Origin of the sequence: Eubacterium sp. BIOML-A2 (assembly GCF_009680135.1) — a bacterium.
GTDB classification, from domain to species: Bacteria; Bacillota; Clostridia; order Lachnospirales; family Lachnospiraceae; genus Faecalicatena; species Faecalicatena contortus_B.
On the sequence record NZ_WKZK01000004.1, the window covers coordinates 12,973 to 37,550 of the forward strand.

Annotated in this window: 23 protein-coding genes and 1 other annotated feature; of the genes, 14 read left to right on the top strand and 9 right to left on the bottom strand. The window is 45.4% G+C overall.

What is annotated here, in order from left to right; genetic code table 11:
* Positions 1 to 6 precede the first annotated feature (6 nt).
* The 9 genes from GKG43_RS02260 to GKG43_RS02300 form a co-directional block, all read right to left on the bottom strand.
* Positions 7 to 1,083, bottom strand: coding sequence for an ATP-grasp domain-containing protein (locus tag GKG43_RS02260; RefSeq protein ID WP_025654492.1), 1,077 nt, complete (start codon positions 1,081 to 1,083; stop codon positions 7 to 9).
* An 868-nt stretch (positions 1,084 to 1,951) separates the two neighbouring features.
* The gene (gene rfbC, locus GKG43_RS02265) at positions 1,952 to 2,560 is read right to left on the bottom strand and encodes a dTDP-4-dehydrorhamnose 3,5-epimerase (protein WP_025654493.1); all 609 of its coding nucleotides are present in this window, start codon (positions 2,558 to 2,560) and stop codon (positions 1,952 to 1,954) included.
* A gap of 102 nt (positions 2,561 to 2,662) precedes the next feature.
* A complete protein-coding gene (gene rfbD, locus GKG43_RS02270) occupies positions 2,663 to 3,550 on the bottom strand; it encodes a dTDP-4-dehydrorhamnose reductase (protein ID WP_129878423.1) in 888 nt (295 codons plus the stop codon).
* Between the two features lie 29 nt (positions 3,551 to 3,579).
* Positions 3,580 to 4,608 carry a dTDP-glucose 4,6-dehydratase gene (rfbB, locus tag GKG43_RS02275; protein WP_117440875.1) on the bottom strand — a complete coding sequence of 343 codons (1,029 nt, stop codon included), beginning with the start codon at positions 4,606 to 4,608 and terminating at the stop codon, positions 3,580 to 3,582.
* A 43-nt stretch (positions 4,609 to 4,651) separates the two neighbouring features.
* Entirely contained in the window at positions 4,652 to 5,548 is an 897-nt protein-coding gene (gene rfbA / locus GKG43_RS02280) for a glucose-1-phosphate thymidylyltransferase RfbA (RefSeq protein WP_129878425.1), read from the bottom strand.
* A 161-nt stretch (positions 5,549 to 5,709) separates the two neighbouring features.
* Positions 5,710 to 6,897, bottom strand: a complete 1,188-nt coding sequence (locus tag GKG43_RS02285) for a methyltransferase domain-containing protein (protein ID WP_129878427.1) — start codon at positions 6,895 to 6,897, stop codon at positions 5,710 to 5,712.
* A gap of 132 nt (positions 6,898 to 7,029) precedes the next feature.
* On the bottom strand, positions 7,030 to 7,173 hold the full coding sequence (locus GKG43_RS02290) for a hypothetical protein (protein WP_153919697.1): 144 nt from the start codon (positions 7,171 to 7,173) through the stop codon (positions 7,030 to 7,032).
* A 294-nt stretch (positions 7,174 to 7,467) separates the two neighbouring features.
* Positions 7,468 to 9,978, bottom strand: coding sequence for a hypothetical protein (locus tag GKG43_RS02295; protein ID WP_129878429.1), 2,511 nt, complete (start codon positions 9,976 to 9,978; stop codon positions 7,468 to 7,470).
* 53 nt (positions 9,979 to 10,031) lie between these two features.
* On the bottom strand, positions 10,032 to 12,143 hold the full coding sequence (locus GKG43_RS02300; RefSeq protein WP_050641968.1) for an MMPL family transporter: 2,112 nt from the start codon (positions 12,141 to 12,143) through the stop codon (positions 10,032 to 10,034).
* A 176-nt stretch (positions 12,144 to 12,319) separates the two neighbouring features.
* Here GKG43_RS02300 and GKG43_RS02305 point away from each other — a divergent pair, with 176 nt between their 5' ends.
* The 14 genes from GKG43_RS02305 (at position 12,320) to GKG43_RS02370 (ending at position 24,575) form a co-directional block, all read left to right on the top strand.
* Positions 12,320 to 12,925 (top strand): TetR/AcrR family transcriptional regulator, encoded by a 606-nt coding sequence (locus GKG43_RS02305; protein ID WP_129878431.1) that lies wholly within the window; start codon positions 12,320 to 12,322, stop codon positions 12,923 to 12,925.
* 152 nt (positions 12,926 to 13,077) lie between these two features.
* Positions 13,078 to 13,227 carry a 50S ribosomal protein L33 gene (gene rpmG / locus GKG43_RS02310; RefSeq protein ID WP_009001657.1) on the top strand — a complete coding sequence of 50 codons (150 nt, stop codon included), beginning with the start codon at positions 13,078 to 13,080 and terminating at the stop codon, positions 13,225 to 13,227.
* A 22-nt stretch (positions 13,228 to 13,249) separates the two neighbouring features.
* A complete protein-coding gene (secE, locus tag GKG43_RS02315; RefSeq protein ID WP_009001658.1) occupies positions 13,250 to 13,450 on the top strand; it encodes a preprotein translocase subunit SecE in 201 nt (66 codons plus the stop codon).
* Positions 13,451 to 13,475: 25 nt separating this feature from the next.
* Positions 13,476 to 13,994, top strand: a complete 519-nt coding sequence (nusG, locus tag GKG43_RS02320) for a transcription termination/antitermination protein NusG (protein WP_050642759.1) — start codon at positions 13,476 to 13,478, stop codon at positions 13,992 to 13,994.
* A gap of 52 nt (positions 13,995 to 14,046) precedes the next feature.
* Positions 14,047 to 14,472 (top strand): 50S ribosomal protein L11, encoded by a 426-nt coding sequence (gene rplK / locus GKG43_RS02325; RefSeq protein ID WP_025654504.1) that lies wholly within the window; start codon positions 14,047 to 14,049, stop codon positions 14,470 to 14,472.
* Positions 14,473 to 14,570: 98 nt separating this feature from the next.
* Positions 14,571 to 15,263, top strand: coding sequence for a 50S ribosomal protein L1 (gene rplA / locus GKG43_RS02330; protein ID WP_025654505.1), 693 nt, complete (start codon positions 14,571 to 14,573; stop codon positions 15,261 to 15,263).
* A 273-nt stretch (positions 15,264 to 15,536) separates the two neighbouring features.
* Positions 15,537 to 17,468, top strand: a complete 1,932-nt coding sequence (locus GKG43_RS02335) for an AAA family ATPase (RefSeq protein WP_055152542.1) — start codon at positions 15,537 to 15,539, stop codon at positions 17,466 to 17,468.
* Between the two features lie 128 nt (positions 17,469 to 17,596).
* Positions 17,597 to 17,734, top strand: a sequence feature (ribosomal protein L10 leader region).
* Positions 17,735 to 17,770: 36 nt separating this feature from the next.
* Positions 17,771 to 18,355 (top strand): 50S ribosomal protein L10, encoded by a 585-nt coding sequence (gene rplJ, locus GKG43_RS02340; protein WP_025654513.1) that lies wholly within the window; start codon positions 17,771 to 17,773, stop codon positions 18,353 to 18,355.
* A gap of 108 nt (positions 18,356 to 18,463) precedes the next feature.
* Positions 18,464 to 18,832, top strand: a complete 369-nt coding sequence (gene rplL, locus GKG43_RS02345; protein WP_173005675.1) for a 50S ribosomal protein L7/L12 — start codon at positions 18,464 to 18,466, stop codon at positions 18,830 to 18,832.
* A 335-nt stretch (positions 18,833 to 19,167) separates the two neighbouring features.
* Positions 19,168 to 19,602, top strand: a complete 435-nt coding sequence (locus GKG43_RS02350) for a hypothetical protein (protein ID WP_050641959.1) — start codon at positions 19,168 to 19,170, stop codon at positions 19,600 to 19,602.
* A gap of 29 nt (positions 19,603 to 19,631) precedes the next feature.
* Positions 19,632 to 20,948, top strand: coding sequence for a potassium transporter TrkG (locus GKG43_RS02355; RefSeq protein ID WP_087148807.1), 1,317 nt, complete (start codon positions 19,632 to 19,634; stop codon positions 20,946 to 20,948).
* A gap of 12 nt (positions 20,949 to 20,960) precedes the next feature.
* Positions 20,961 to 21,632, top strand: coding sequence for a TrkA family potassium uptake protein (locus tag GKG43_RS02360; protein ID WP_050641958.1), 672 nt, complete (start codon positions 20,961 to 20,963; stop codon positions 21,630 to 21,632).
* A gap of 15 nt (positions 21,633 to 21,647) precedes the next feature.
* Positions 21,648 to 23,072: a pyruvate kinase gene (pyk, locus tag GKG43_RS02365; protein ID WP_055152540.1), complete on the top strand. Its 1,425-nt coding sequence runs from the start codon at positions 21,648 to 21,650 to the stop codon at positions 23,070 to 23,072.
* 387 nt (positions 23,073 to 23,459) lie between these two features.
* Positions 23,460 to 24,575, top strand: coding sequence for a GntR family transcriptional regulator (locus tag GKG43_RS02370; RefSeq protein ID WP_055152538.1), 1,116 nt, complete (start codon positions 23,460 to 23,462; stop codon positions 24,573 to 24,575).
* The last annotated feature ends 3 nt before the right edge of the window (positions 24,576 to 24,578 follow it).

A 24,578-nucleotide genomic window follows, 5' to 3' on the forward strand; every position in this document is an offset into this window, starting at 1 on the left:
CTTTGTTTACTTATCGTTCATATACGCTGCTAATATGCCAATGATTCTATTCTGAGTGTCTTGTATTCTCCAGACCTCTCCGTAATAACATAGCTTTTTCGAATAAGATTGTAGATCTATTTTCCTTTCAGTCAACGACGGAGTTAAGAGTGTTTGCATTTCTATCACAGTACGATATATTTGTTCTTCTGTTCTGATTTTGTTAATAGAAACCTCTGGTTTAATATGTAGCCTTACTAGATTAATATCCTTTTGTCCCATAATATTAATTCTTTCTGTTAACAACTTTTTATCGAACGAAATATTCTGTAACCAGTTCACAATTGCAAGTGGTAGATTTACTCCCGTCATGTGACTAAATGGATATCCCCCGACAAATCTTGCATTCATTTCCAACACATAAGGTTTATCATCAACTATAAAGACATCGACATCAAGGTTAGCTACATGATGTAAACAGCTGCTAAGCTTTTTTCCAAGCGCTTTTAGGCGATTATCTGCAATAGTAACTGCGCAATCAGTTTCACCTGATCTCATTGCATATTTTACTTTTGCAATGGTTGTTTGATAATTACCATAAAGATCATTAATAATGTCCAATCCGTACTCCTGGCCGTTTATTTTTTCTTGTATCAATACACTGGTATCAATATCTTCCTGAGACTCATATTTTAAATATGTCTTTAAAATATTTCTTTTCGTTTTCTCATAGAAAACTTTCAATTCTTCTTCATTTTCTGCTTCAAACACTGCAATAGATCCCATCCCCCATCTAGGTTTTACTATAAGTGGATATGAGATTTGTTCATTTTTAACATTAACTAATGCCTTTTCCAATGAAATGAAAGTTTTGGGCACATAGAATCCATTTTTTAATAAAAATTGATACGTTAACCATTTATCATTACAGATATTAATTACTTTTTTATCAGATATCACAACAGTTGTGCCAATCTCTTCAAATTTTTCCTTATTTTGAGTTAAAACAGGTAAGTCTACGTCAAAAAGGGAAATAATTGTTATTATTAGTACATTCCAAATCCCGTCAATTGACCTCCAATTTATACTTAGACAATTATCCAAGAGCATGTTCCGATAAATATGATATATGAAATTCGACTAACCAAAAGAGCAGGAGACTCCGTTAAATTCTTCCGCTTAGGAAATTAGATAAAAATAATAAAAGGGATTCAATACCAGATATCATATTAGCTGTCATAGCCGTTGATTATGGCAGCCAATAGAAGAGCAATAGGAAGAAAAGAGAATGAAAAGGAGAGCGCTATGATTACTGTAAACTAGATGTGTGGAAATCTTACGCTTTTTTCTTATATCCAAGTACTTAGAAAGAGAAAGCACAAGCGACCAAATACCCTGGAGAAAGGATTCTGAACAACATACTTTGTTTGAACACTAATATTGGGAAAATGATAAAAGAGAAAGGTTTAGTTTAAACTTGAGGAAGGCATTTCCAATATTCGAATAGCGCTAGATATCATTACGCAAAGCATCCTAGCGGGCCATGATTTAATTGTTGATTCTGCATTAAGATTGGAAATCTATATATTACATGAGATGAAAGCGAAAAATCCACCTCCATTATAAAAAATTTTATATACATAAGTTTCATAATAGTTTTAAAACTGTTTAAGATTACATATTTACTTCAGTGAATGTAAGAGGAAAGCAAGAAGACATATTCAGACTATAAAGAACCGAGTGTGTCAGGATGAAAATAACTATACCGTATCCATATATTTGCCAGCAGAACAATACCTACCTTGCCATTGAAAATCCCATATGAATAAAACTTAATAAATAAAAAAAGACAAGAAAATAGCCGCAACTTTGCGGCTGATTTTACTTTCTGTGATTATGTACTTACTGTCTATCAAATATCCAAACCAGCGAATAAGGATGTAAATAAAGATCTATAAGTTTCAGGGGGCCCCTAAAACTTAAAAGTCCCCCGAAACCCATCCCACATCTGATCTTTCTCACTCAATATAAGCCCAGTCCCGTCTTCCAGCCGATACCCGTCAGCGGAAGCGCTGCCCCTATACTCGCCGGCCACCTGCGGCCAACAGATGCCGATCTCCGGGTCATTCCATGCAAGCCCGCCTTCATCGCCGGGATGATAGAAATCCGTACATTTATAACAGAACTCTGCAACATCAGAAAGTACCAAAAATCCGTGTGCAAAGCCTTCCGGTATATAAAACTGTTTTTTATTTTCTTCGGTCAGCTCAACACCAAACCATTTGCCATAAGTTTCGGATTCACTCCGCAGGTCAACGGCAACATCAAATACATGCCCCTTAATGACCCTTACCAGTTTTCCCTGGGGATATTCCTTCTGGTAATGGAGCCCGCGCAGTACGCCTTTGCTTGAACTGGACTGGTTATCCTGCACAAAATTCATGGCCAGACCTGCATCCTCCATATCCTTCTGGTTGTAAGTTTCCATAAAATATCCCCTGGAATCGCCGTGGACGGCAGGTTCGATGATACAGAGCCCATGGATGCCGCCAACATTCTTTTCTACTTTAATCTGTCCCATCTTTACCTCCTGATATTGTTTCAATCCTTGTTGAAAGGCCAAAAACATTCTTTCGGCCCTTGTATAACTAAGTTTATCTGCTCAGATCTCAGAACGTCTTTTCTAAAATTCAATTTCCTGTAAATATCTCCGCACGGCATCCTGCCATGTGGGGAGAAGTGTGAATCCATTTTCTGTCAGCTTGCTTTTGTCCAGCCGGCTGTTGAACGGGCGTTCAGCCTTTGATATGCCGTATTCCTCCGTAGTAACCGGAATGACGTTCAGCCGCTCAGAAGAGTATTCCGGCCGCCCCATCTCAAAAGCCTGGCGGAAGATTTCCTTGGTGAACTCATACCAGCTGATGTATCCGCCTTCGTTTGTTGCATGATAGTAGCCGTATTTTTCTGTTTCAATCATATCTGCTAACAATACTGCAAGGTCAAACGTGTAAGTCGGAGTTCCGATCTGGTCGCTGACAACCTTTATGGTATCATGTGTCTTGCCCAGATTCAACATGGTTTTTATAAAATTTTTCCCGTTTTTTCCAAATACCCAGGCGATGCGGACAATAAAATATTTGTCCAGTGTCCGGGAAACAGCTAGTTCTCCGGCCAGCTTTGTCTCACCGTATACGCTCAGTGGTTTATAATCTGTACAATCCGGCTGCCACGGTTCTGTGCCCTGTCCGTCAAATACATAGTCTGTGGAGAGATAGAGCATTTTGCAGTCCAGATCCCTGCAGACATCCGCTATGTTCTGTGTTCCGACTGCATTAACCAGACGTACTTTTTCTTTGTTGCCTTCCTCCTCAGCGGCATCTACCGCAGTCCAGGCAGCACAGTGTATCACCGCATCCGGATTGGTTTCTCTAATCACGCTGTTTACGGAAGCTGCATCGGTAATATCCATTTCCTCAATGTCAACACCTACAGCTTCATGGCCCCGTTTCCTCAGTTCATTGACACAGTCATACCCAAGCTGTCCTTTAACACCTGTTACTAAAACCTTCATATAGTCACTCCATTTCATTAAAAAACGAATTATAATTCCTGGCGGTTCCCATACATTTGTTCATAATAGTTCTGGTAATCGCCGGAAATAATGTTTTCCCACCAGTCTTTGTTATCCAGATACCACTGGATGGTCTTTTTGATGCCGTCCGCAAACTTTGTTTCCGGAAGCCAGCCAAGCTCATTATGGATTTTGGTTGGATCAATCGCGTAGCGCATGTCGTGGCCCTTGCGGTCTTCTACATATGTGATCAGGCTCTCTGGCTTGCCGAGTTCCTTACAGATGATCTTAACAATATCAATGTTTTTCATCTCGTTGTGTCCGCCGATATTGTAGACTTCCCCCACGCGTCCCTTGTGGATGATTAGGTCGATTGCCTTGCAGTGGTCTTCGACATAGAGCCAGTCACGGACATTTTCTCCCTTGCCGTAGACCGGGAGCGGTTTGTCGTTTAACGCATTCGCAATCATAAGCGGAATCAGTTTTTCCGGAAAATGATAGGGCCCGTAGTTGTTAGAGCAGCGGCTGATGGTGACCGGAAGCCCATAGGTACGGTAGTAGGCCATTACAAGCAGGTCTGCTCCGGCCTTGGAGGAGCTGTAGGGGGAACTCGTGTGGATTGGCGTCTCCTCGGTGAAGAAGAGATCCGGTCTGTCCAGAGGCAGATCGCCGTATACCTCGTCGGTTGATACCTGATGGTAACGGGTGATGCCGTATTTGCGGCAGGCATCCATCAGTACGGCAGTTCCTTTGATGTTTGTATCCAAGAACACCTCCGGGTTCTCAATAGAACGGTCCACGTGGCTTTCAGCAGCAAAATTCACGACCATGTCAGGGTGTTCCTCTTCGAATAATTTCTCCACTGCAGCGCGGTCTGTGATGCTTTCTTTTACAAAACGAAAATTCGGGTTATCCATTACAGGTGCGAGAGTAGAGAGATTGCCTGCATAAGTCAGACAGTCCAGGCAGATAATGCGGTAGTCCGGGTAGTTGTCTAACATATGGAATATAAAGTTGCTTCCGATGAATCCGGCGCCGCCGGTTACGATTATTGTCATGGTGATAGTCTCCTTATAGTATATTCTTTGTTTTCAACTGTTATTAATGTAGGACATCCAGAAATTTTCCGTCCAGAACGTCCTTTAGATATTGGCCGTACTGGTTTTTCCTGAATATCTCATAGACCTCCAGAATGTCATCTTTGGTGATCCATCCGTTCATATAGGCGATTTCCTCCAGGCATGCAATCTTGCGGTGCTGGTGAGATTCCACCGTTTTAACAAAATTAGTGGCTTCCACGAGGCTCTCGTGAGTTCCGGTATCCAGCCAGGTGAAGCCCTGACCGAGCAGTTCCACATTCAATCTGTTATTTTCAAGATAGATACAGTTCAGGTCTGTGATCTCCAGTTCCCCGCGGGCCCCTGGCTTCAGGCTTTTTGCGTATTCTACAACCTTGTTGTCATAAAAATACAGGCCGGTAACACAGTAGTTGCTTTTGGGTGCTGCAGGTTTTTCTTCTATAGAAATGGCCTTTCCTTCGTTATTGAATTCAACGATTCCAAAACGTTCCGGATCATCTACATAATAGCCAAAGATGGTGGCGCCTCTGCCTGATTCTGCGTTTTCTACCGCAGCTTTCAGCCTTTTTTTCAGCCCGTGGCCGGCAAAAATGTTATCGCCGAGAACCATGGCAACGGTATCATTTCCGATAAACTCTTCGCCGATGATAAATGCCTGAGCCAGACCGTCCGGGCTTGGCTGCACTGCATAACTAAGTTCCACACCGAACTGGTGTCCATCGCCTAAAAGCTCCCTGAACCTGGGAGTATCCTGCGGCGTGGAAATAATTAAAATATCGCGGATGCCGGCATTCATGAGCACGGACATCGGATAATAAATCATGGGTTTATCATAAATCGGCAGTAACTGTTTGGAGGTTACCATTGTCAGAGGATAGAGGCGCGTCCCTGAACCTCCTGCTAAAATAATTCCTTTCATAAGAAATCTCCTTTATCTGTATGGACTACTGGTATCAAAGATTAGTTGTTCTGATTCAAGCTGTGTGTGTATTATAAAAGGTGACCTTAGGTCACCTTCAAGCCTTTTCATAAATTCTTAAGAATTTTATGGAAAAAACTCAGTTGGGCATGGATGAAGCATTACTTTTTGGGAGTGCAGATAAATAATCCGGCCTCCTTTGTAATATGAAACCCACCTGCTGTTTTCTTTTTTACAAATGAACGGAATTCCGTATAATGTTCTGAAATATACTGATACTGGTTGCCGTGGCAGGAAAGAATATAGGAGATCAGCGGCTCCGGTTCCGGGATCAGCAGAGAATCTTGGTAGAGTCTCCAGTCTGTTTCCGCGAAATATTCCTTTAGGATACCGGCGCCATTTTCAAGGCCGAATTTTTCATATAACTTGTCTGCCGAAAGCATGATTCTTTCGTCAAATTCATGTACAAGCCGGCTGACTTCCGCCATATGGCGGGAGCTGTAGGCGCTGCACAAAAAGCGGCCGTCCGGTTTCAGAACACGTTGTACTTCGCTGCATACCTGTGGGATATCCTCGCAGTAGAAGAGCACATGGTTGGCAATAACCAGATCCAGGCTGTGCTCTTCGAAGGGAAGCCGGTGGCAGTCAAAGGCCTCAAAAGAAAAACGGGAGTCCTTTGCTCCTACAGCCCGGCGGGCATCCCGGAGCATTCCCTCAGAGATATCGGACAGTGTGATATGAACATGTGCCGGCAGCTTTGAAAGGTTTTCTTTCCAAAGTGTCCCGTCTCCGCATCCGATTTCAAGGATTTCCATTCCCGGCTCAATCCGGCACTGTTCACAGATCCATGGAAACCAGCCCTGTGGATTCTGGGAATATAGGCTGTGGAGATTGATTCTTGCAGAAATGTTAGAAGCATTCTGATACTGATTTTTCAAACTGCTTTCCATGCTGGTCAGATGGATGAGATTCAGCATCTGGCTCCAGTCAATGTTATGCTCCTTCTGAATCACTTCCGCGGTATCCTGGATTGCTTTTTCAACGAGCTGCATTTGCTCGATCCGATCCTGAACGAGCTTTAGCTGAATATGCAGTGAGTTCAGCATAAAGTGGTAATCGGAATCATTTATGGTCATCTGACGGATGTCATCCAGAGAGAAACCCAGGTACTTCAGCAAGAGAATCTGCTGAAGCCGCGCAAAATCGGCATCCGTATAAAAACGTGCTCCCGACTCTGTGACAAGAGAGGGTTTTAATATATCCTGTTTATCGTAATAACGGATTGTGCGCAGGGTGACGTGGGCCATGCGCGCAAACTCACCGGAAGAATAGTAACCTGGCTTCTTCATTGTTTTCATCCTTTCGAAACTTGTCCGGCAGTTAGCTGCAGAATAAGATATTATAAAATATTATAAAGGGAAAACAAAGAAGAGGCAATGAATAGTTGTAATAATAACGCAGGCCCGGGCTGCTGCAAATAATTACTTGTCCATGTAAAGGCGCAGAAATTTTTCCTGCTGCTCGTCATCTGTCAGTCGGTCATAAAGAGTGCTGCAGTGCAGGATGCAAAACAAAACAAAGGTGATCAGACAAAACAAAAACACGCCTATTATAAAATAGATCATATAGCCCCTCCTTATGATATTTCTATACATGTTATTATATGCAGGCTAAGGCGCAAATACTCCAATAATTTCAGTGCACCGGGATTTTATGGTGGGATCATGGGGCATCCGGGAGGAGGTGTCAAAAAATTACTTTAAAAATCAGACAGCAGCAAAATACCGCTGCAGTTCCGGCGCACATGAGAAAAAAAGTCATGTAGCCGCCGGGACGAAGACCGTGTTTTGCTGCTGCCGAAGAATCAGATAACGCAAAGTTTACATCATAAATTACGTTTCATTTTGTGTTAGATCACATTATTTATTAGAAACAAAGATGAATTTCACTTCACCGTCCATTCCGTCTGAAATTCCGGAGAAATTCGTATATTTTTTAGAAGAAGCTATCATCGTGTTCAGCTTATCTAGCAGTCCGTCGAGATCTCCGTCAAATGCGCTGACCAGTTTTTTGATGCCTTCTTCATTGAATTGAATCATGCCGTCATTCAGTGTTTTTGCGCCGTCATCGAGTTGTTTTACGCCGTCGATCAACGCGCCGGAACCGGTCTGCAGTGTCTGGATGCCTGCCGCAAGCGTGCCTGCTCCGGTATTGAGGTCACCTGCACCGGATGCGATCCGGGAAGCGCCTTCCATAAGGCTGGAAGCGCCATCGCCGGCCTCCCCCATCTTCTCGTGCAAGGTTCCGGCACCGGTGTTTACCTGGGATGCGCCTTCGGATAACTGCTTCAATCCTGCTGCAAGACCTGCATTCCCGTCGATCCCGCCAAGAACTTGTGATGTGCCGGCCTTGAGCTGGGACACGCCCTGATTTACCTGGGTACTGAGTCCGTTTTCACCGTTAACTCCTTCATTGAGGGAGCTGATTCCGTCTTTTATGCTTGGGGTCTGGGTTGAAGCATCGCCGGTGTTGAGGGCTGCATTCAGCGCGGCAGAACCGGCCCGGATACTGGCGGTGCCAGTACTGGAATCGCCGGTATTCAATGCGTTATTTAGAGCAGATGCCGCATAGGCGATACTGGGCACTCCGCTGGCGGGATCCCCATCATTCAGCGCTGCACTTAAGAATGCCGCTCCGTCTGCAATACCGGGATTTGTACCATCTCCGTGGAACGCAGTGTCTATTGCCGTGGCTCCTGCAGCAACCTTCTGGGCCAGAAGGGAAAGTGCGCTGTTATCCGATGCAGGAGCAGTATTGGCGAGGGTGTCCCGTTCGTTCTGGTCTGCCTGGAGGCTGCCAATCACGCCTTCCAGGACTTCCAGTGTGCCTTCCGGCAGATCCTCACAGCCCTGGAGGGTGGTTTCCAGTTCCTGAAGCTGTGTTACTTCATCCCAGCTGCTGGTAGTATCGCCTGCAGCCTGACTCTCTGGGCCTGCTGAGAGGGCATTGGCTAGCTGCCACGCGGCAGCGGACAGCTCACCGGTACCCGCAGCAGTCTCTTGTATACCGCTATTCAGATTCGCAGCCCCCGCAGCTGCCTGCCGGGTACCTGAGTCCAGAGCCGCGGCTCCGTCGCTTACCTGCTGGATTCCTGCATCCAGAGCCGCAGCACCAGCGGCGGTCTGGGCGATCCCGTCATTCAGGACAGCGATTCCCTGGCACAATGCAGGAAGCTGGGCGCCAAGAGACTTCTGCATCTCCTGGACGCCTGCATCCAGTGCCTGAACTCCGGGAAGAAGCTCATCGGTCACCTTGCCGGAAACCAGATTCAATCCTGCATGGAGTTCTCCGGCGCCTGTGTTTAGTGCGCCGGTTCCGTCCAGCAGCTGGGAGGCTCCTTCAGCCAGGGCGGCGCTTCCGTCCCTGAGTTCATTGCTGCCTGAGGCCAGTGTTTCGGTTCCATCCTTTAAGGCGCTGCTGCCCGAAACCAGCTGTCCGATCCCGTCCGTAAGTGTGCCGGAAGAGGAAAGCAGTGTATCCAGCCCGCTTTTCAATTCTCCCGAACCGTCCACCAGCTGATTTGCAGAATCCTGGAGTTTATTCATGGAACTTTTCAGGTCATTCAGATCATCCAGTTTATCCGTCTCCAGGCTGTTAAACACATCGTTAGTTGCGATTGTAATACCCTCCACGGCATCATAGTCTGTTACGTCTGCCTCCAGCTCAAAATAATCCGGTATATCTAAATCAGTCACACCCAGGTTTTCTTTTACCCGGGGAAGCCCCATGCCGAGAGCCATGTCTCTGTCACCGTCGGAGACAAGCTTCCCGTTCGTGACCTTAATATTCGTGAACTTATCAGCGTCCAGAATCAGTCCGGTTACCATTAGAAACGGCGTATATTCACTGCCGTTTTTTCCGGATGTGTTCTGGTACTGGTAGCGTATCAGCAGATGACCGCTTTTTCCCTGCAGCTCGCCGGCGCTGATGGATTTGCCGTCCAGCGTGTATGTGATGGTAACGCCCACCGGCAGAGCCTGGGTTGTCGTCCCCTGATAGCAGATGTCCTTGCTGTCTCCATTCCAGGTGATGCTGTTACTTTTCTGGGTAAATGCTTCATCGCCCTTGACATTCTCGATATTTTCCAGCGTGGAAACATCTTTAATTTCTGATACGTCCTTCACATTTTTCAGCTGGTCTGACACCGTGACGGCTGTTACGGAGCCGCTGCCGTCTATTTTGGCATATACAGTTTCGTCCTTTACAGGCCTGACGCCGGACTCGGATGTCTTGGTATCTTTGACGGCGGATTCCTCCGTTCTGGCCGTGTTCTCCTTTGCATAACAGGCAACAGGCGCGGCCAGTGTGCCGGCTGCCATGGACATAGCCAGTGCGATTGCTACGAGTGTCTTATATTCTCTGTTTTTCATATCAGTTTACCTCCTCAATAAATCAGTTGACTTCAATCATTTATTTCCGCAGCTCAGGCATTTGCGCAGGCCTCATCGGCCGGCTTATCTTTCTTTTTGATACATCCGCGCATATCTTTCGTAGTAGCGCAGATGACTCTGTCAAAGACCATCAGCATGGATGGCAGTATGAAAATAACTGTAAACATACTGATGACAGCCCCCCGGGCCATCAGGGTACATAGGGCGGATATCATATCAATATCGGAATAAAGCCCCACTCCAAATGTGGCGGCGAAGAAGCCCAGGGCGGACACAATAACTGAACTGACAGAAGCAGAAACCGCAATCTGGATGGAATCTCTTTTTGCTTTTCCTCTGCACCGTTCTTTTTTGTATCTGGTTGTCATCAGGATTGCATAATCAACGGTTGCCCCCAGCTGTATTGTTCCAATGACAATGGAAGCGATAAAGGGCATCTTTGTCCCTGTAAAATAGGGGATTCCCAGGTTGATGAAGATAGCAAATTCAATGACGGCAACAAGGATCACCGGCAGTGATATAGATTGAAACACGAGTGCAATTATAATAAATATGGCAATAATGGAAACCGCGCTTACCACCTTAAAATCCTTATCGGTGATCGTGATCAGATCCTTCGTACAGGGGGCCTCGCCGATCAGCATAGCGGAAGAATCGTATTTTTTTACGATATCATTCAGCACAGTGCATTGGTGGTTAACTTCGTCTGTCGCTACCTTGTATTCGGACTGTACCAGTATCAGCTGCCAGTCACCGGCCTTTAATGTCTCTGTCAGTCCGTCAGGTATAACATCCCGGGGGATGGCGGAACCGATGAGACTGTCGAGCCCAAGCGCGAACTTGACCCCTTTTACATCGGACAGATCATCCAGCATCGCTTTTGCCTCCTTGGCCGGAAGATCTGCATTTGCCAGAACCATATGAGTGGCATTCATATCAAATTCGTCCGCCAGTTTGTCATTTGCTTTGATACTTTCCAGATATTTCGGCAGGGTAGCATCCAGGTTATAGTAAACTTCCGCTTTGCTGTATCCCCAGAGAGCGGGGAAGAGCAGTACGATGAAGATGAGAATGAAGGCCTTAAAGCGTTTTGTTATAAATTTTGCAGGCTTCTCCATGCTCGGGATAATGGAGCGGTGCGTTGTTTTCTGAATCAGCTTGTCAAAAACAAGCAGGAAGGAGGGCAGTATGGTGACACAGCTTATGACACCGAATATGACGCCCTTTGCCATGACAATGCCGAGGTCTTTTCCAAGAGTAAAGCTCATAAAGCAAAGTGCAATGAAGCCGGCCACTGTTGTGACGGAACTTCCGACTACAGAGGAAAATGTATTGGAAATCGCGTGGGCCATTGCCCGCTCCTTATCTCCCGGGTAACGCTGCTGGTTCTCCTGATAGCTGTGCCACAGGAAGATAGAGTAGTCCATGGTAACTCCAAGCTGGAGCACCGCGCTCAAAGCCTTAGTAATATAGGAAATCTCTCCGAGAAAGTAATTGGTTCCCATATTATAGAGGATTGCCATTCCAATACTCAGCATGAAGAAAACAGGCAGTATCCAGCAGTCCATAAATACAGAAAGCACAATACAGCTCAGGATAACGGCGATGAGTACATAGATTGGCGTTTCCTTTTCAGAGAGCTGCTTGATGTCGGTGACCACTGCAGACATGCTGCTCAGATAGCATTGTTTATTTGTAACACTGCGGATCTCCGTTATGGCATCCATAGTGCTGTCTGCGGAAGTCGTGTCATCAAAAAAGATCGCCATCAGAGTGGCATCCTCAGTTTTGAACACGTCTTTCAGTTTATCAGGCAGGATATCAATGGGCATGGAAGTGTCCGCTATGGAATCATACCAAATGACGTCTGCAACGCCGTCTACACTTTTGATTTTCTCCTTTACTTCAGCAACATCTTTGGTATTCATGCCTTCTACAACTTCCATTGCAAAAGCGCCCTTTCCAAATTCATCCATCAGGATGTTCTGCCCCTTCATCGTATCAATATTGTCGGGCAGATAATAAAGTATGTCGTAGTTGACTCTGGTTTTTAGGAATCCCAAAGCCGATGGTATCAGAAGTAAAATGCCGAGTATCAGGATGACAACCCGATACTTCACTATTTTTTTACCTGCATTCACCATGTTTCATGCCTCCCTTTTAAATTATGACTATTAGTCATTTTTTAAGACTAAAAGTAATATACAATAAAAATGACCAAAAGTCAATAATATTTAAAAGAAAAGTTGACTTTGGGTCATTTTGAAATTATAATGGTCTGGACAGATACGAAAAAATAATCGAAAGAGTGGGGAATATTATGGGAAAAGTTGACGAAAACAAGCAGCAGAAATTAGAGGCACTGTTTAAAAGTGCATATGACTTGTTTCTGACACAGGGGATTTCCAAGACATCGATCCACGACATCGTTCAGAAGGCAGGCGTGGCAAAGGGGACATTTTATCTCTATTTTAAAGACAAGTATGAGATCCGGGACAGGCTGATTGCCAAGACAGCAGGGCGGCTTTTCATGGCGGCCCACGATGCATTAGAGCAGGCGCAGATCCCGGTATTTGAGGACAAAATTATATTTATAGTAGATTATGTCCTGGACGAGATGGCGAAAAGCAGGGCGGTGCTGCGTTTTATCTCTAAGAACCTGAGCTGGGGCATCTTCAGGCAGGCAATTACGAAAAATGAATCAGACGAAGAAATAGATGTCATGGGCTTTTTTCATAAAATGGTAACAGAAAATCCGGATGTAAAACTGAGGGCGCCCGAGACCATGCTTTTCCTTATTATAGAGCTTGCCAGTTCCACGTCATACAGTACGATACTGGAGAACGATCCGATCAGTTATCAGGAGCTGAAGCCCTATCTGAATGAAAGCATACGTGCAATTATAAGAAATCACGTGATAGAATAGCCGGAATTGGCGAAAAGGCTTGACTTCTGTCCGCTTGCTGTGGTACAATGCTCTAGCGAATGGAAGTAGGTCTTTTTTTTATGCCTAAATTTAGATGGCTTCGCAACCATCATGTAACACGTAGTGAATAAGAAAAAAGCGAGGTGGAAGTTGTGCGCACAAGAATCACACTGGAATGTACAGAATGCAAGCATCGTAATTACAACATGACCAAGGATAAGAAAGCTCATCCGGACCGCATGGAGACGAAGAAGTACTGTAAGTTCTGTAAATCACACACACTGCACAAAGAAACGAAATAGTCGTTGGAAGGAAGTGGATGGCATGGGTGAGAAAACAGCAAAAACTCAGAAGAAGAGCTGGTTTAAAGGGCTTCAGGCAGAGTTTAAGAAAGTCATTTGGCCAGACAAAAAAACACTTGCAAAACAGACCACGGCAGTCGTTTCGGTTTCTTTATTATTGGGGGTATTGATTTCGGTAATCGATGCAATCCTAAAATATGGAATTGATCTGTTGGTTAAGTAAACAGCCGCAGCAGAAAGGTGATTTTATGTCAGAGGCAAAATGGTATGTAGTTCATACCTATTCCGGGTATGAGAACAAAGTAAAAGCAAATATTGATAAGGCAATTGAAAATCGTCATCTGGAAGATCAGATTCTGGAGGTCAGGGTTCCTATGCAGGAAGTGATCGAACTGAAGAACGGTGTCCAGAAAGCCAGCCAGAAGAAGATGTTTCCGGGATACGTCATGATTCATATGATTATGAATGACGATACCTGGTATGTAGTTCGTAATACCAGAGGCGTGACCGGCTTTGTTGGTCCCGGATCCAAACCTGTTCCGCTTGAGGAAGAAGAGATGAACAGACTCGGAATCAGGCAGGAGAACGTCATCGTAGAGTTTGCAGTAGGCGATACCGTGACCGTGCTCAGCGGTGCATGGGAAGGAACTGTGGGGGTCATTCAGTCTTTGAATGAGCAGAAGCAGAACCTGTCTATCAATGTAGAGCTGTTTGGCCGTGAGACACCGGTTGAACTCGGTTTCGCAGAAGTAAGAAAGATGGATTAAAAACCGTGGGAGGGATTCAGATCCCGCCAATACCACAAGGAGGTAATTAAAAATGGCAAAAAAAGTAGAAGGTTATATTAAATTACAGATTCCAGCTGGTAAAGCTACACCAGCACCACCGGTAGGTCCTGCGCTTGGACAGCACGGTGTGAATATCGTTGAATTTACAAAGCAGTTCAACGCAAGAACAGCAGACCAGGGAGACCTGATCATTCCTGTTGTTATCACAGTATACAATGACAGAAGCTTCAGCTTCGTAACAAAGACACCGCCGGCAGCAGTTCTGATCAAGAAAGCCTGCAACATCAAATCCGGTTCAGGTGTTCCGAACAAGACAAAAGTTGCTACGATCACAAAAGCTCAGTTAGAAGAGATCGCAAAGACAAAGATGCCGGACTTAAATGCTGCAACACTTGAGGCAGCTATGAGCATGGTAGCAGGAACATGCCGTTCCATGGGTGTAGTTGTTGAAGAATAGTAGATTAAGTAAGGTATTTTCGAGCTTAGTACACTTAACGAAGTTGAAATAAGTGGGAGGGGCACGATCCCGCCAATACCACAAGGAGGTTATTTAAGATGAAACGAGGAAAAAAATATATCGAAGCTGCGAAACTGATCGAAAAGGGAAACCTGTACGAGAAGGCAGACGCAGTAGCATTAGTTAAAAAAGCAGCAGTAGCTAAATTTGACGAAACAATCGAAGCTCATATCAGAACAGGTTGTGACGGACGTCATGCAGACCAGCAGATTCGTGGTGCAGTTGTACTGCCGCACGGAACAGGTAAAAAGGTTCGTATCCTTGTATTTGCGAAAGATGCAAAAGCTGAAGAGGCGAAAGCAGCTGGAGCAGATTACGTGGGAGGAGACGAACTGATCCCGAAGATCCAGAACGAGGGATGGTTTGAATTTGATGTTGTCGTAGCTACACCTGACATGATGGGCGTTGTTGGACGTCTCGGACGTGTACTCGGACCAAAAGGTCTGATGCCAAACCCGAAGGCTGGTACAGTTACTATGGATGTAACAAAAGCCATCAACGACATCAAAGCTGGTAAGATTGAGTACAGATTGGACAAAACAAACATTATCCATGTGCCGATCGGTAAGGCATCCTTTACCGAGGAACAGTTAGCGGACAACTTCCAGACGCTTATCGATGCAATCATCAAGGCAAAACCGGCAGCTGTAAAAGGTCAGTATTTGAAGAGTGTAACACTGACATCCACAATGGGACCTGGTGTAAAAATCAACCCAATGAAGCTGGCTTAATCAGAATTTGATGACATAGAGAATATAGGAAAAAGTCTCGCCCCACTTTTGTGGGCGGGACTTTTTTGTGTGGGCACGGCGAACCAAGGATACATGTCAGACAGCATTCTCGAAAATTTATTTCAGCATAAGAGTTAGTTGCTTATTTTATAATGTGATAGAGTGATATCAGTAACATAATAACGATGGTTTCAGAATGAAAACATGACGTGTTTGCAAAATGAAACGAAACATGCTATAATCAAGACATCAAAATAAGGGATGTGAATTAGAATGAAGACAAAATTTAATCACTGTCTTACGGCGCTTCGAAGCAAAAAAGGATGTACACAGACATGGATGGCAGAGCAGCTGGGCATCTCCAGATCCACTTACTCCAATTATGAGGCGGGAAAGCGCGCTCCGGATTTTGAGACATTGGAGAGAATTGCAGATGTATTGGAGTGTTCGATTGATGAACTGTTTGGAAGGAACAACAACAGTGGCACGGCAGTTTTTAAAGAAGAGAAGGCGCCTTACTGTATAACTCCTCGAATTTCAGGAAAGAAAATGACGCAGAAGCTGGGAATCGGTGTGCAGGATTTCAGGAAGCTGCGGGAATGGAATAGTTATTATGTGGACAAAACCGGGATGATCCGGGAATTTTTGGAATCCAACATGGAAGTGACCCTGATCACAAGACCACGAAGATTTGGGAAAACGCTGAATATGTCCATGATTGCCGAGTTTTTTGACTGCACTAAGGAATCGCGGGGACTTTTTGAGGGAACATACATCGGCCAGACAGAGGCAATGCGGGAATGCAATCAGCATCCGGTGATATTTTTGTCTTTTTTAAATGCCAAAGGCGAGTCGGAAAAAGAGCTGCTTGGACGAGTTTGTGATGTGCTTGCATTGGAGTATGAACGATATTGGGCAATTCTCCATGATAACAGGACAGATCCTTTCAGGCGGGAAAAGATTGATAAAATATATGCAGCACTGACGAATCATATAATGAATGAAACTGAAAAAGAAATGGTAAGTTTTGCAATTGCAGAACTCTGTCGAACCTTGCAGGAGTATTACAATGACAAAGTATTTCTGTTTATTGACGAATATGACACACCTTTTATTTCTGCAAGTGTGAACGGGTACTATAAAGAGGTGCGTGGGTTTTTATCTGCTTTATTCAGTTCAGCGCTGAAAGGAAATACTGCATTAGATAAGGCAGTGCTGACAGGAATCCAAAGGATCGCGAAGGGGAATATTTTCTCCGGCCTGAACAATATTTCGGTCTGCACAGTGAATGACCCTGAGTACGCGCAATACTTTGGATTTACGGAGGATGAGACAGAGGAACTGCTGTCGTATTATGGGATGGAACTGACGGAAGCGGTAAGACGTATGTATGACGGCTATCTGTTCGGAGAGATTCATATGTATAATCCCTGGTCTGTCATATTTTATGCTTCCAGAAAAAAGCTGCACCCCTATTGGGTGAATACGGGGGAGAACAGTATAATTGAACATGCTATGGATCTTTGCGGAGATGATTTCCACAGAGAATATAAAAAGCTGTTGGAGCAAGGCAGTGTGTCTGTTATGGTGGAGCTGGACACATCTTTTTTTGAAAAGCCTGGCAAAGCTGCATTGTGGGGCATGTTGATCAATGCCGGTATGGTTACGGTGGGGGAGGAGATACGCAAAAATCTGTGTATAGTCCGGATTCCAAATGAAGAGGTCAGCGAGGCGTTTCAGCGATTAACTGCACATTGTCTCCGGGTGGAGTACGATGATATGGCAGATTTGGTCAACTATCTAAGGACTGGGGACATGGAGGAATTCGTATACCGCTATCAGAAGGTAATTCTGACACTGCCCTCCTATCATGATTTGAAAGATGAGAACAGCTATCATATGATGATGCTGGGAATGTGCGCCTGCCTGTACGGAGAATACGAGATAAAGAGTAATCGTGAGAGTGGGGAGGGCAGAAGCGATATTATATTGAGGGCGCTTAGGGATGAAGAACCCAATATTATACTGGAATTCAAATACACAAAAGATCACAATCAGAACCTGGAAAAACTGGCTCAAGATGCACTGAATCAGATTCGGAACAAAAAGTATGATGCTGAAATGAAAGGGCCAATCTGTTATATTGGGCTGGCGCATTGTGGAAAAAAGGCCAAAGTGGTATGGCTGAATACTGGGCAGAACTAAATATTTACTTCGGAGTAACAGTTCAGAGCTGCCTGCGTACGGGCTTGAAACTGGAAAACAGAAACAGAACAGAAAAAACAGAAAAAACCTGCTTTTTCTATTGACAAACAGAGTAATGGATGCTAATCTAATATAGCAATTGACTGCCGAAGACAGCAGGTGCCGTAAGGCATAAGTTTGAACCGCCTGCCGAGGAAGATCATGATTCTTAATGTGAATTATTGAGCTTCTGTGTCTTTGGACACAGGGGCTTTTATTTTTGGCAGTACACGCACAAATAAAATAAGGAGGTGTACCAGAACGTGGCAAAAGTTGAATTAAAACAACCAATCGTTGAGGCAATTTCAGAAGAGATTAAAGATGCTCAGTCAGTTGTTCTTGTTGACTACCGTGGATTGACAGTAGCTCAGGATACAGAACTTCGTAAACAGCTCAGAGAAGCAGGTATTATTTACAAAGTATACAAGAACACCATGATTAAGAGAGCGATCGAAGGAACTGAGTTCGAAGGACTTACAGATTGTCTGGAAGGACCGAGCGCTATCGCGATCTCGAAAGAAGATGCAACAGCACCGGCCAGAATCCTTTGCAAGTTTGCAAAAGATGCACAGAAACTTGAGTTAAAGGGCGGCGTAGTTGAAGGAAATGTATATGACGTAGCTGGATTGACAGAACTGTCCAAGATTCCTTCAAGAGAAGAGTTACTTTCCAAATTGCTTGGAAGTATGCAGTCACCTATTACCAATTTTGCTCGTGTTATCAAGCAGATTGCAGAACAGGGCGGCGCAGATGCATGTGCAGCTGAAGCGGCTCCGGCAGCAGAAGAAGCTCCGGCTGAGACAGCAGAAGCTCCTGCAGAGGAAGCAGCAGAGACACCGGCTGAGTAAGCCGATCTGGATTACCTGAGATTTCAGGGAACCGAAAAGTGAGAAATTAAAATGAGGGCCAGGGAGCCCGGAAAATAATCTAAAATGGAGGATATTAAAATGGCTAAATTGACAGCAGCTGAAATGATCGAAGCGATCAAAGAGTTATCAGTATTAGAGTTAAATGAATTAGTAAAAGCTTGTGAAGAAGAATTTGGTGTATCTGCAGCAGCAGGCGTTGTAGTTGCAGCAGCAGGAGACGGAGCAGGTGCAGCAGCAGAAGAGAAAGACGAGTTTGATGTAGAGCTCGTATCCGCTGGATCTTCTAAGGTTAAAGTAATCAAAGTTGTTCGTGAGATCACAGGACTTGGATTAAAAGAAGCAAAAGAATTAGTTGACGGAGCACCGAAGGTAGTGAAAGAAGCAGTTTCTAAGGCAGAAGCTGAAGAACTCAAAGCTAAACTGGAAGGTGAAGGAGCAGAAGTTAACCTGAAATAATCGGGTGCTTTTGTAACGGAAACGCTAATATACAGCCATATCTGCTTTAGTGCAGGTATGGCTGTTTTTGTGATGCAAGGAAACAGTCCGGGCTTTCATGAACTGTTACGATATAAAAAAAGTAAGGCGCGAAAAGACCTTGCCAACTATTTTTTATGCATCGCACGTAAGTGGCCAAAATACGGCCGCTAAGTGCTCGCAGCTATAAAAAATCCTCTGTGATTTTCGGATTGATTAAGGATTGACAACCTGAACTTTCAGCCCTATAATGCATATATCTAATAGAAAAGAAATACAGTGTCAGAGAAGCATTTGAGCAGGCAGGAGTAAGGGATATGAAGATAAAAAGTGAAAATAAAATAATCATTGCTATCTGTTTATTTACTGTACTGTTATTTACGGTAAGTCTGCTCGTCTCAGGGCATTCTATAACATCTGTGCAGCACAGGGAAAGTTCTGCTCCCGGCGGGGCACAGATCAGCCGTGCGAACGGTCAGCTGGCAGATTCTGCTGTATCTGACAGAGGGGCGCGGGCATCCTCTTTTTCTGTAGGCAGAGAACAGAGCCCTAATCACTGGAATCTGAAGGTAAAGGTCTATTTTGATTCTATTTTGGCTGTTTTATTCAAAATAGCTGTAATTCCATGCGTTATTTTATTAATGTTCCATTTTGTGAGGGATGTGAATACACTTCTATGGAGGATTGTATTCGGATTTGTGCATGAGCAGGATGGGAAGAAAAGAACAGGCGCTTTCTGTACAGTCTTATAATTATAGTACGAAAGGAAGCGTTAATTATTGTGAATTTCATATTGCAGGCGGGAAAAGAGTTCTTTAAGAAGCAGTCGCCGGCCCGGCTGATTACGCTGGGGTTTGCCTGTGTAATTCTTTTGGGGACCGTATTATTAAAACTGCCGGTTTCTGTCAGAGAGGGAGCCGAGGTACATTGGATCGACGCTCTGTTTACCTCCACAAGCGCTGTCTGCGTGACCGGTCTGATTGCGATTGATACGGCGGAGCATTTTACGGTTTTTGGCAGAACGGTTGTGGCGCTGCTGATACAGATCGGCGGCCTGGGCGTGACCTCTGTGGGCGTGGGCATTATACTGGCAGCAGGCAGAAAGATTGGCTTCAAAGAAAGGCTGCTGGTGAAAGAGGCACTGAACGTAAGCGGCTTTCAGGGCATGGTCATACTTGTGAAGCATGTGCTCTTTATGACACTGTGCTTCGAAGGTGTAGGAGCGGTCTTGAGTTTTCTGGTGTTTGTACAAAAATATTCACCTTTGGATGCACTGGGAATCAGCATGTTTCATTCCATAGCCGCATTTAATAACTCGGGGTTTGATATTCTGGGAGGACTGACAAACCTGATACCATATCAGGGAAACGTGCTCCTGAATCTGACAACCTGCGGACTGATTATATTCGGCGGCCTGGGATTTCTGGTCATTCTGGATGTACTGAAAAACAGAAACTTCCGGCGGCTGTCCCTTCATTCTAAAGCGGTAATCCTCACCAGCATTGTGTTGCTTGCGGTGGGGACGTTATCACTAAAGTGTACGGAAGACATAACCTGGCTGGGGGCCTTTTTTCAGAGCGTTTCTGCCAGGACAGCGGGATTCTCAACATATCCGATCGGAAGCTTTACTTCTGCGGGACTATTTATCCTGACGATACTGATGTTTATCGGAGCCTCACCGGGCTCAACCGGAGGAGGCATTAAGACAAGTACATTGTTTGTACTTCTCAATATTATTAAAAGTACGGCAACCAACCAGCACTGTACTGCGTTTAAGAGGAAAATCCCGGAAAAAGTGGTGTTTAAGGCATTTATTATTACATTGTTGTCGATGATTGTGGTTTGTGCGTCAACATTTACGATGTGTCTGCTCGAACCGGAGTACTCCTTTATGCAGCTGCTCTTTGAATGTACGTCTGCCTTTGGAACGGTAGGGCTCTCCACGGGCATTACGCCGGATTTGAGTATAGCGGGTAAGCTGGTGATCATAATGACGATGTTTATCGGAAGGTTGGGGGCGCTTACAATTGTTACAATGTGGAGCTTTAAACAACCGTCCACCGCGGTATTTACCGAGGAAAATATTACAATTGGTTAGGAGTTGAAGAGGATGTTAAAAGAAGAATTATCAGAAAGTTATGGGATTATAGGATTAGGCAGGTTCGGTACAGCGCTGGCGCAAAAACTGGCTGAAGCCGGCAGGGAAGTGATTGTGGTGGACCGGTGTGAATATAAAGTGAAGGAACTGCGGCGTTATACGGATTTTGCGTATGTTGCAGATGAACTGACGAAGGAAGTGCTGGAGGAGATCGGCATTCAAAACTGTGATACGGTTGTTGTCTGCATTGGAGAGAAGATTGACACCAGCATCCTTGTGACTCTTAATGTAGTAAATCTTGGTGTTAAGCGGGTCATTGCAAAGGCCATCAGCAGAGACCAGGGGGAGGTGCTCGAGAAGATCGGCGCCGAGGTTGTATATCCGGAGCGCGACATGGCCCTGCGCCTGGCCAAGAAAATGCTTGTAAGCAGTGTGATGGATTCGATTACACTGGACAATAATGTTGAGATATCGGAAGTTATGGTGCCGACGAGGGTGATAGGAAAAAGCCTGGAGGAGACACGGTTCAGACAGAAAACCGGGCTGAATATTATTGCCATCCAACATAAAGGAATAACCGAAACGGAGATCAGTCCCGGGTATATATTTGCAGAAGGCGATATCCTTGTTGTCATTGGAAAATCAGAGAACGTCAGCAGATATGAGGGCAGCCTGCTGGCATAGAAAGGCGGATTTTATATGCGGAAAACAAAAATTATCTGTACCCTGGGACCGGCCACTGACCGGGAAGGGGTTCTGGAACAGCTGGCCAGAGAAGGTATGGATGTGGCGAGGTTCAATTTCTCTCACGGAAACTATGAGGAACAGAAAAAACGTCTGGATGAGCTGAAGGCAGTCCGGCAGCGGCTGGATAAGCCGATCGCCGCTCTTTTGGATACAAAGGGACCGGAGATCCGGCTCTGCAGGTTTAAAGAGGGCAGAGTGGAGCTGCAGGAAGGGCAGGAGTTTCTTCTGACACCGGAAGAGATAGAGGGCACACAGGAGGCGGTATCGGTTACTTATGCGGATCTGTATAAAGATGTAAAACCAGGGGACAGCATTCTGATAGATGACGGACTGGTGGGGCTGGCCGTGGAGCGGATCGAAGGCAGCTCTGTAATCTGCAGGGTCGTGAATGGAGGCGTGATCTCTGACCATAAGGGCGTGAATCTTCCGGGAGTCAGTGTAAATATGCCTTTTATCAGTCAGAAGGACCGGGAGGATATTCTGTTTGGGATTCGGGAAGGGTTTGATTTTATTGCCGCATCCTTTACTCGTTCTGCGGAAGATGTAAATGAGATCAGGCAGATTCTGGACGAAAACGGAGGTGAATTTATTAATATTATCGCCAAGATTGAGAATCAGCAGGGTGTGGACAATATCGACAGCATTATTGAGGCGGCCGACGGCATCATGATTGCCCGGGGAGATATGGGAGTAGAGATACCGCTGGAGGAAGTTCCTGTGATACAGAAGGCTGTCATCGGAAAGGTGTACAACGCAGGGAAGCAGGTGATCACGGCCACGCAGATGCTGGATTCTATGATGAAAAATCCGCGGCCAACCAGGGCGGAGACGACCGACGTTGCAAATGCAATTTATCAGGGAACAAGTGCAATTATGCTGTCTGGGGAGACGGCAGCCGGACGCTACCCGGTGGAAGCGCTGCGCACGATGGTGAAGATCGCGGTGCGGACGGAGAGTGACATCGATTATAATCAGCTGTTCAGCATACGAGGCAGGGAGAGCAGGACGGATATGACGACAGCCATTTCACATGCCACGTGTATGACAGCAATTGACCTGCGGGCTAAGGCTATTATAACGGTGAGCAAGTCCGGGCGTACGGCGCGTATGATATCAAAGTACCGTCCGGGGTGCATGATTGTAGGGTGTTCACCGGATGAGCATACGTGCCGCCAGCTGAATCTGTCATGGGGTGTCCTGCCGGTACATATCCGCGAGGAGTATAGTATGGAAATTCTGTTTTTGCATGCCACCGAGGCCGCAGAGAAAAAGGGCTATGTAGAAAACGGGGAAATAGTTGTGCTGACAGCAGGAGTACCTTTGGGTAAATCCGGAAACACCAACCTGCTGAAAACTACATTAGTCGGCGAATATTAGCGGTTTTATATAATTACGGTAAAAAGCCTCATTCATAAAGCGGAAGGTAAGCTTTATGAATGGGGTATTTTTATGTGTCTGGGTATACTATAAATGAAGGTTGTACACATACAACTTTCAAAATTATATGCACAGAATACAAAAAAACAGGAGTAGTTGTATGTACATTTATGAAAGACTCCGTCTTGAATTAAAAAAATATATATAATAAAGTTATAATATAACCAAAGGATATATAGAATACATGTCTCTATGGGGAAGCCCTGAAAGCAAAGCCGTAAACAAGGTATATCCAGAGAGCCCCCCTTATAACAGGCTCCTGTGTGGGAGAGAAATTAAAGGGGACGCAGACAACAAGAGTGCTCAATAAGGGAAGGGAGGGAACCTATGGCTGAGGAGAAGGCAAAATACGAAGAGATTGCAGATTGTATTATGCGTGAACTGGATGAGGGAAAGCGAAAACCGGGGGAACGGATTTATTCCGAAAATGAACTGGTTTCGCTTTTTCAGGTGAGCAGGCAGACGGCAAGGCATGCGGTATCTGTCCTGGAGGCCCGAGGGGTAGTGAAAAGGGTCAGAGGAAGTGGGACGTATATAAAAGGGCAGCAAAAACGGGGGGAGAAAAAGCGCAGCAGAACCATGCGGATTGCTGTTATGACAACTTATGTAGACGACTACATTTTTCCCAGCATGCTGCGGGAGATGGAGTCCAGATTGTCCCGCGAAGGCTATACGCTGCAGATCTCATTTACCTATAATGCGGTAGAAAAAGAGCGGATGATATTGAAAGGTTTTCTGCGGGAAGATTCTGTGGATGGGATTATTGCAGAACCTACCAAAAGCGGTCTGCCGAACCCTAATCTGGACATTTACCGGGAATTGGAGAAGAGAGAAATACCGGTTTTATTTTTGAATAGTTACTATCCGGAACTGCAGGGAGTGCATGTGAGCCTGGACGATTATCTTGCCGGGCGGATGGTGACGGAGCATCTTCTGCAGTGCGGTCACAGACAGATCGCAGGAATATTTAAATCCGATGACGGGCAGGGGCACAAGCGTTACGCGGGCTATGTGGATGCTCTGATGGCGGGAGATATTAAGGTAAAGAGCGAGCGGATTGCATGGATAGATACTTGTGAACTGAAGGAGATGCAGGAGGATCAGGGCAGGTACCTGCGGAGGCTCAAGGGATGTACGGCCTGTGTCTGCTACAACGACGAGGTGGCCAATCAGCTGGTGGGGATCTGTAAGGGCGCAGGCATTCGGATTCCGGAGGATCTTTCCATTGTAGGGATTGACAATTCAGAGCTGGCCGGACGCTGTGAAATCCCTTTTACCTCGGCCCAGAATCCCGTAAAAGAACTTGCAGGCCTGGCGGCATCCAGAATGCTCATAATGCTGGATGGCGGGGAAGAAATAGAAAGCGTAGAACTGAAGCCGGAAATGATCATCCGAAAGTCGGTGCGCATTCTTTCTGAACCGGGGGAGCAGTGCTGTCGGTAATTT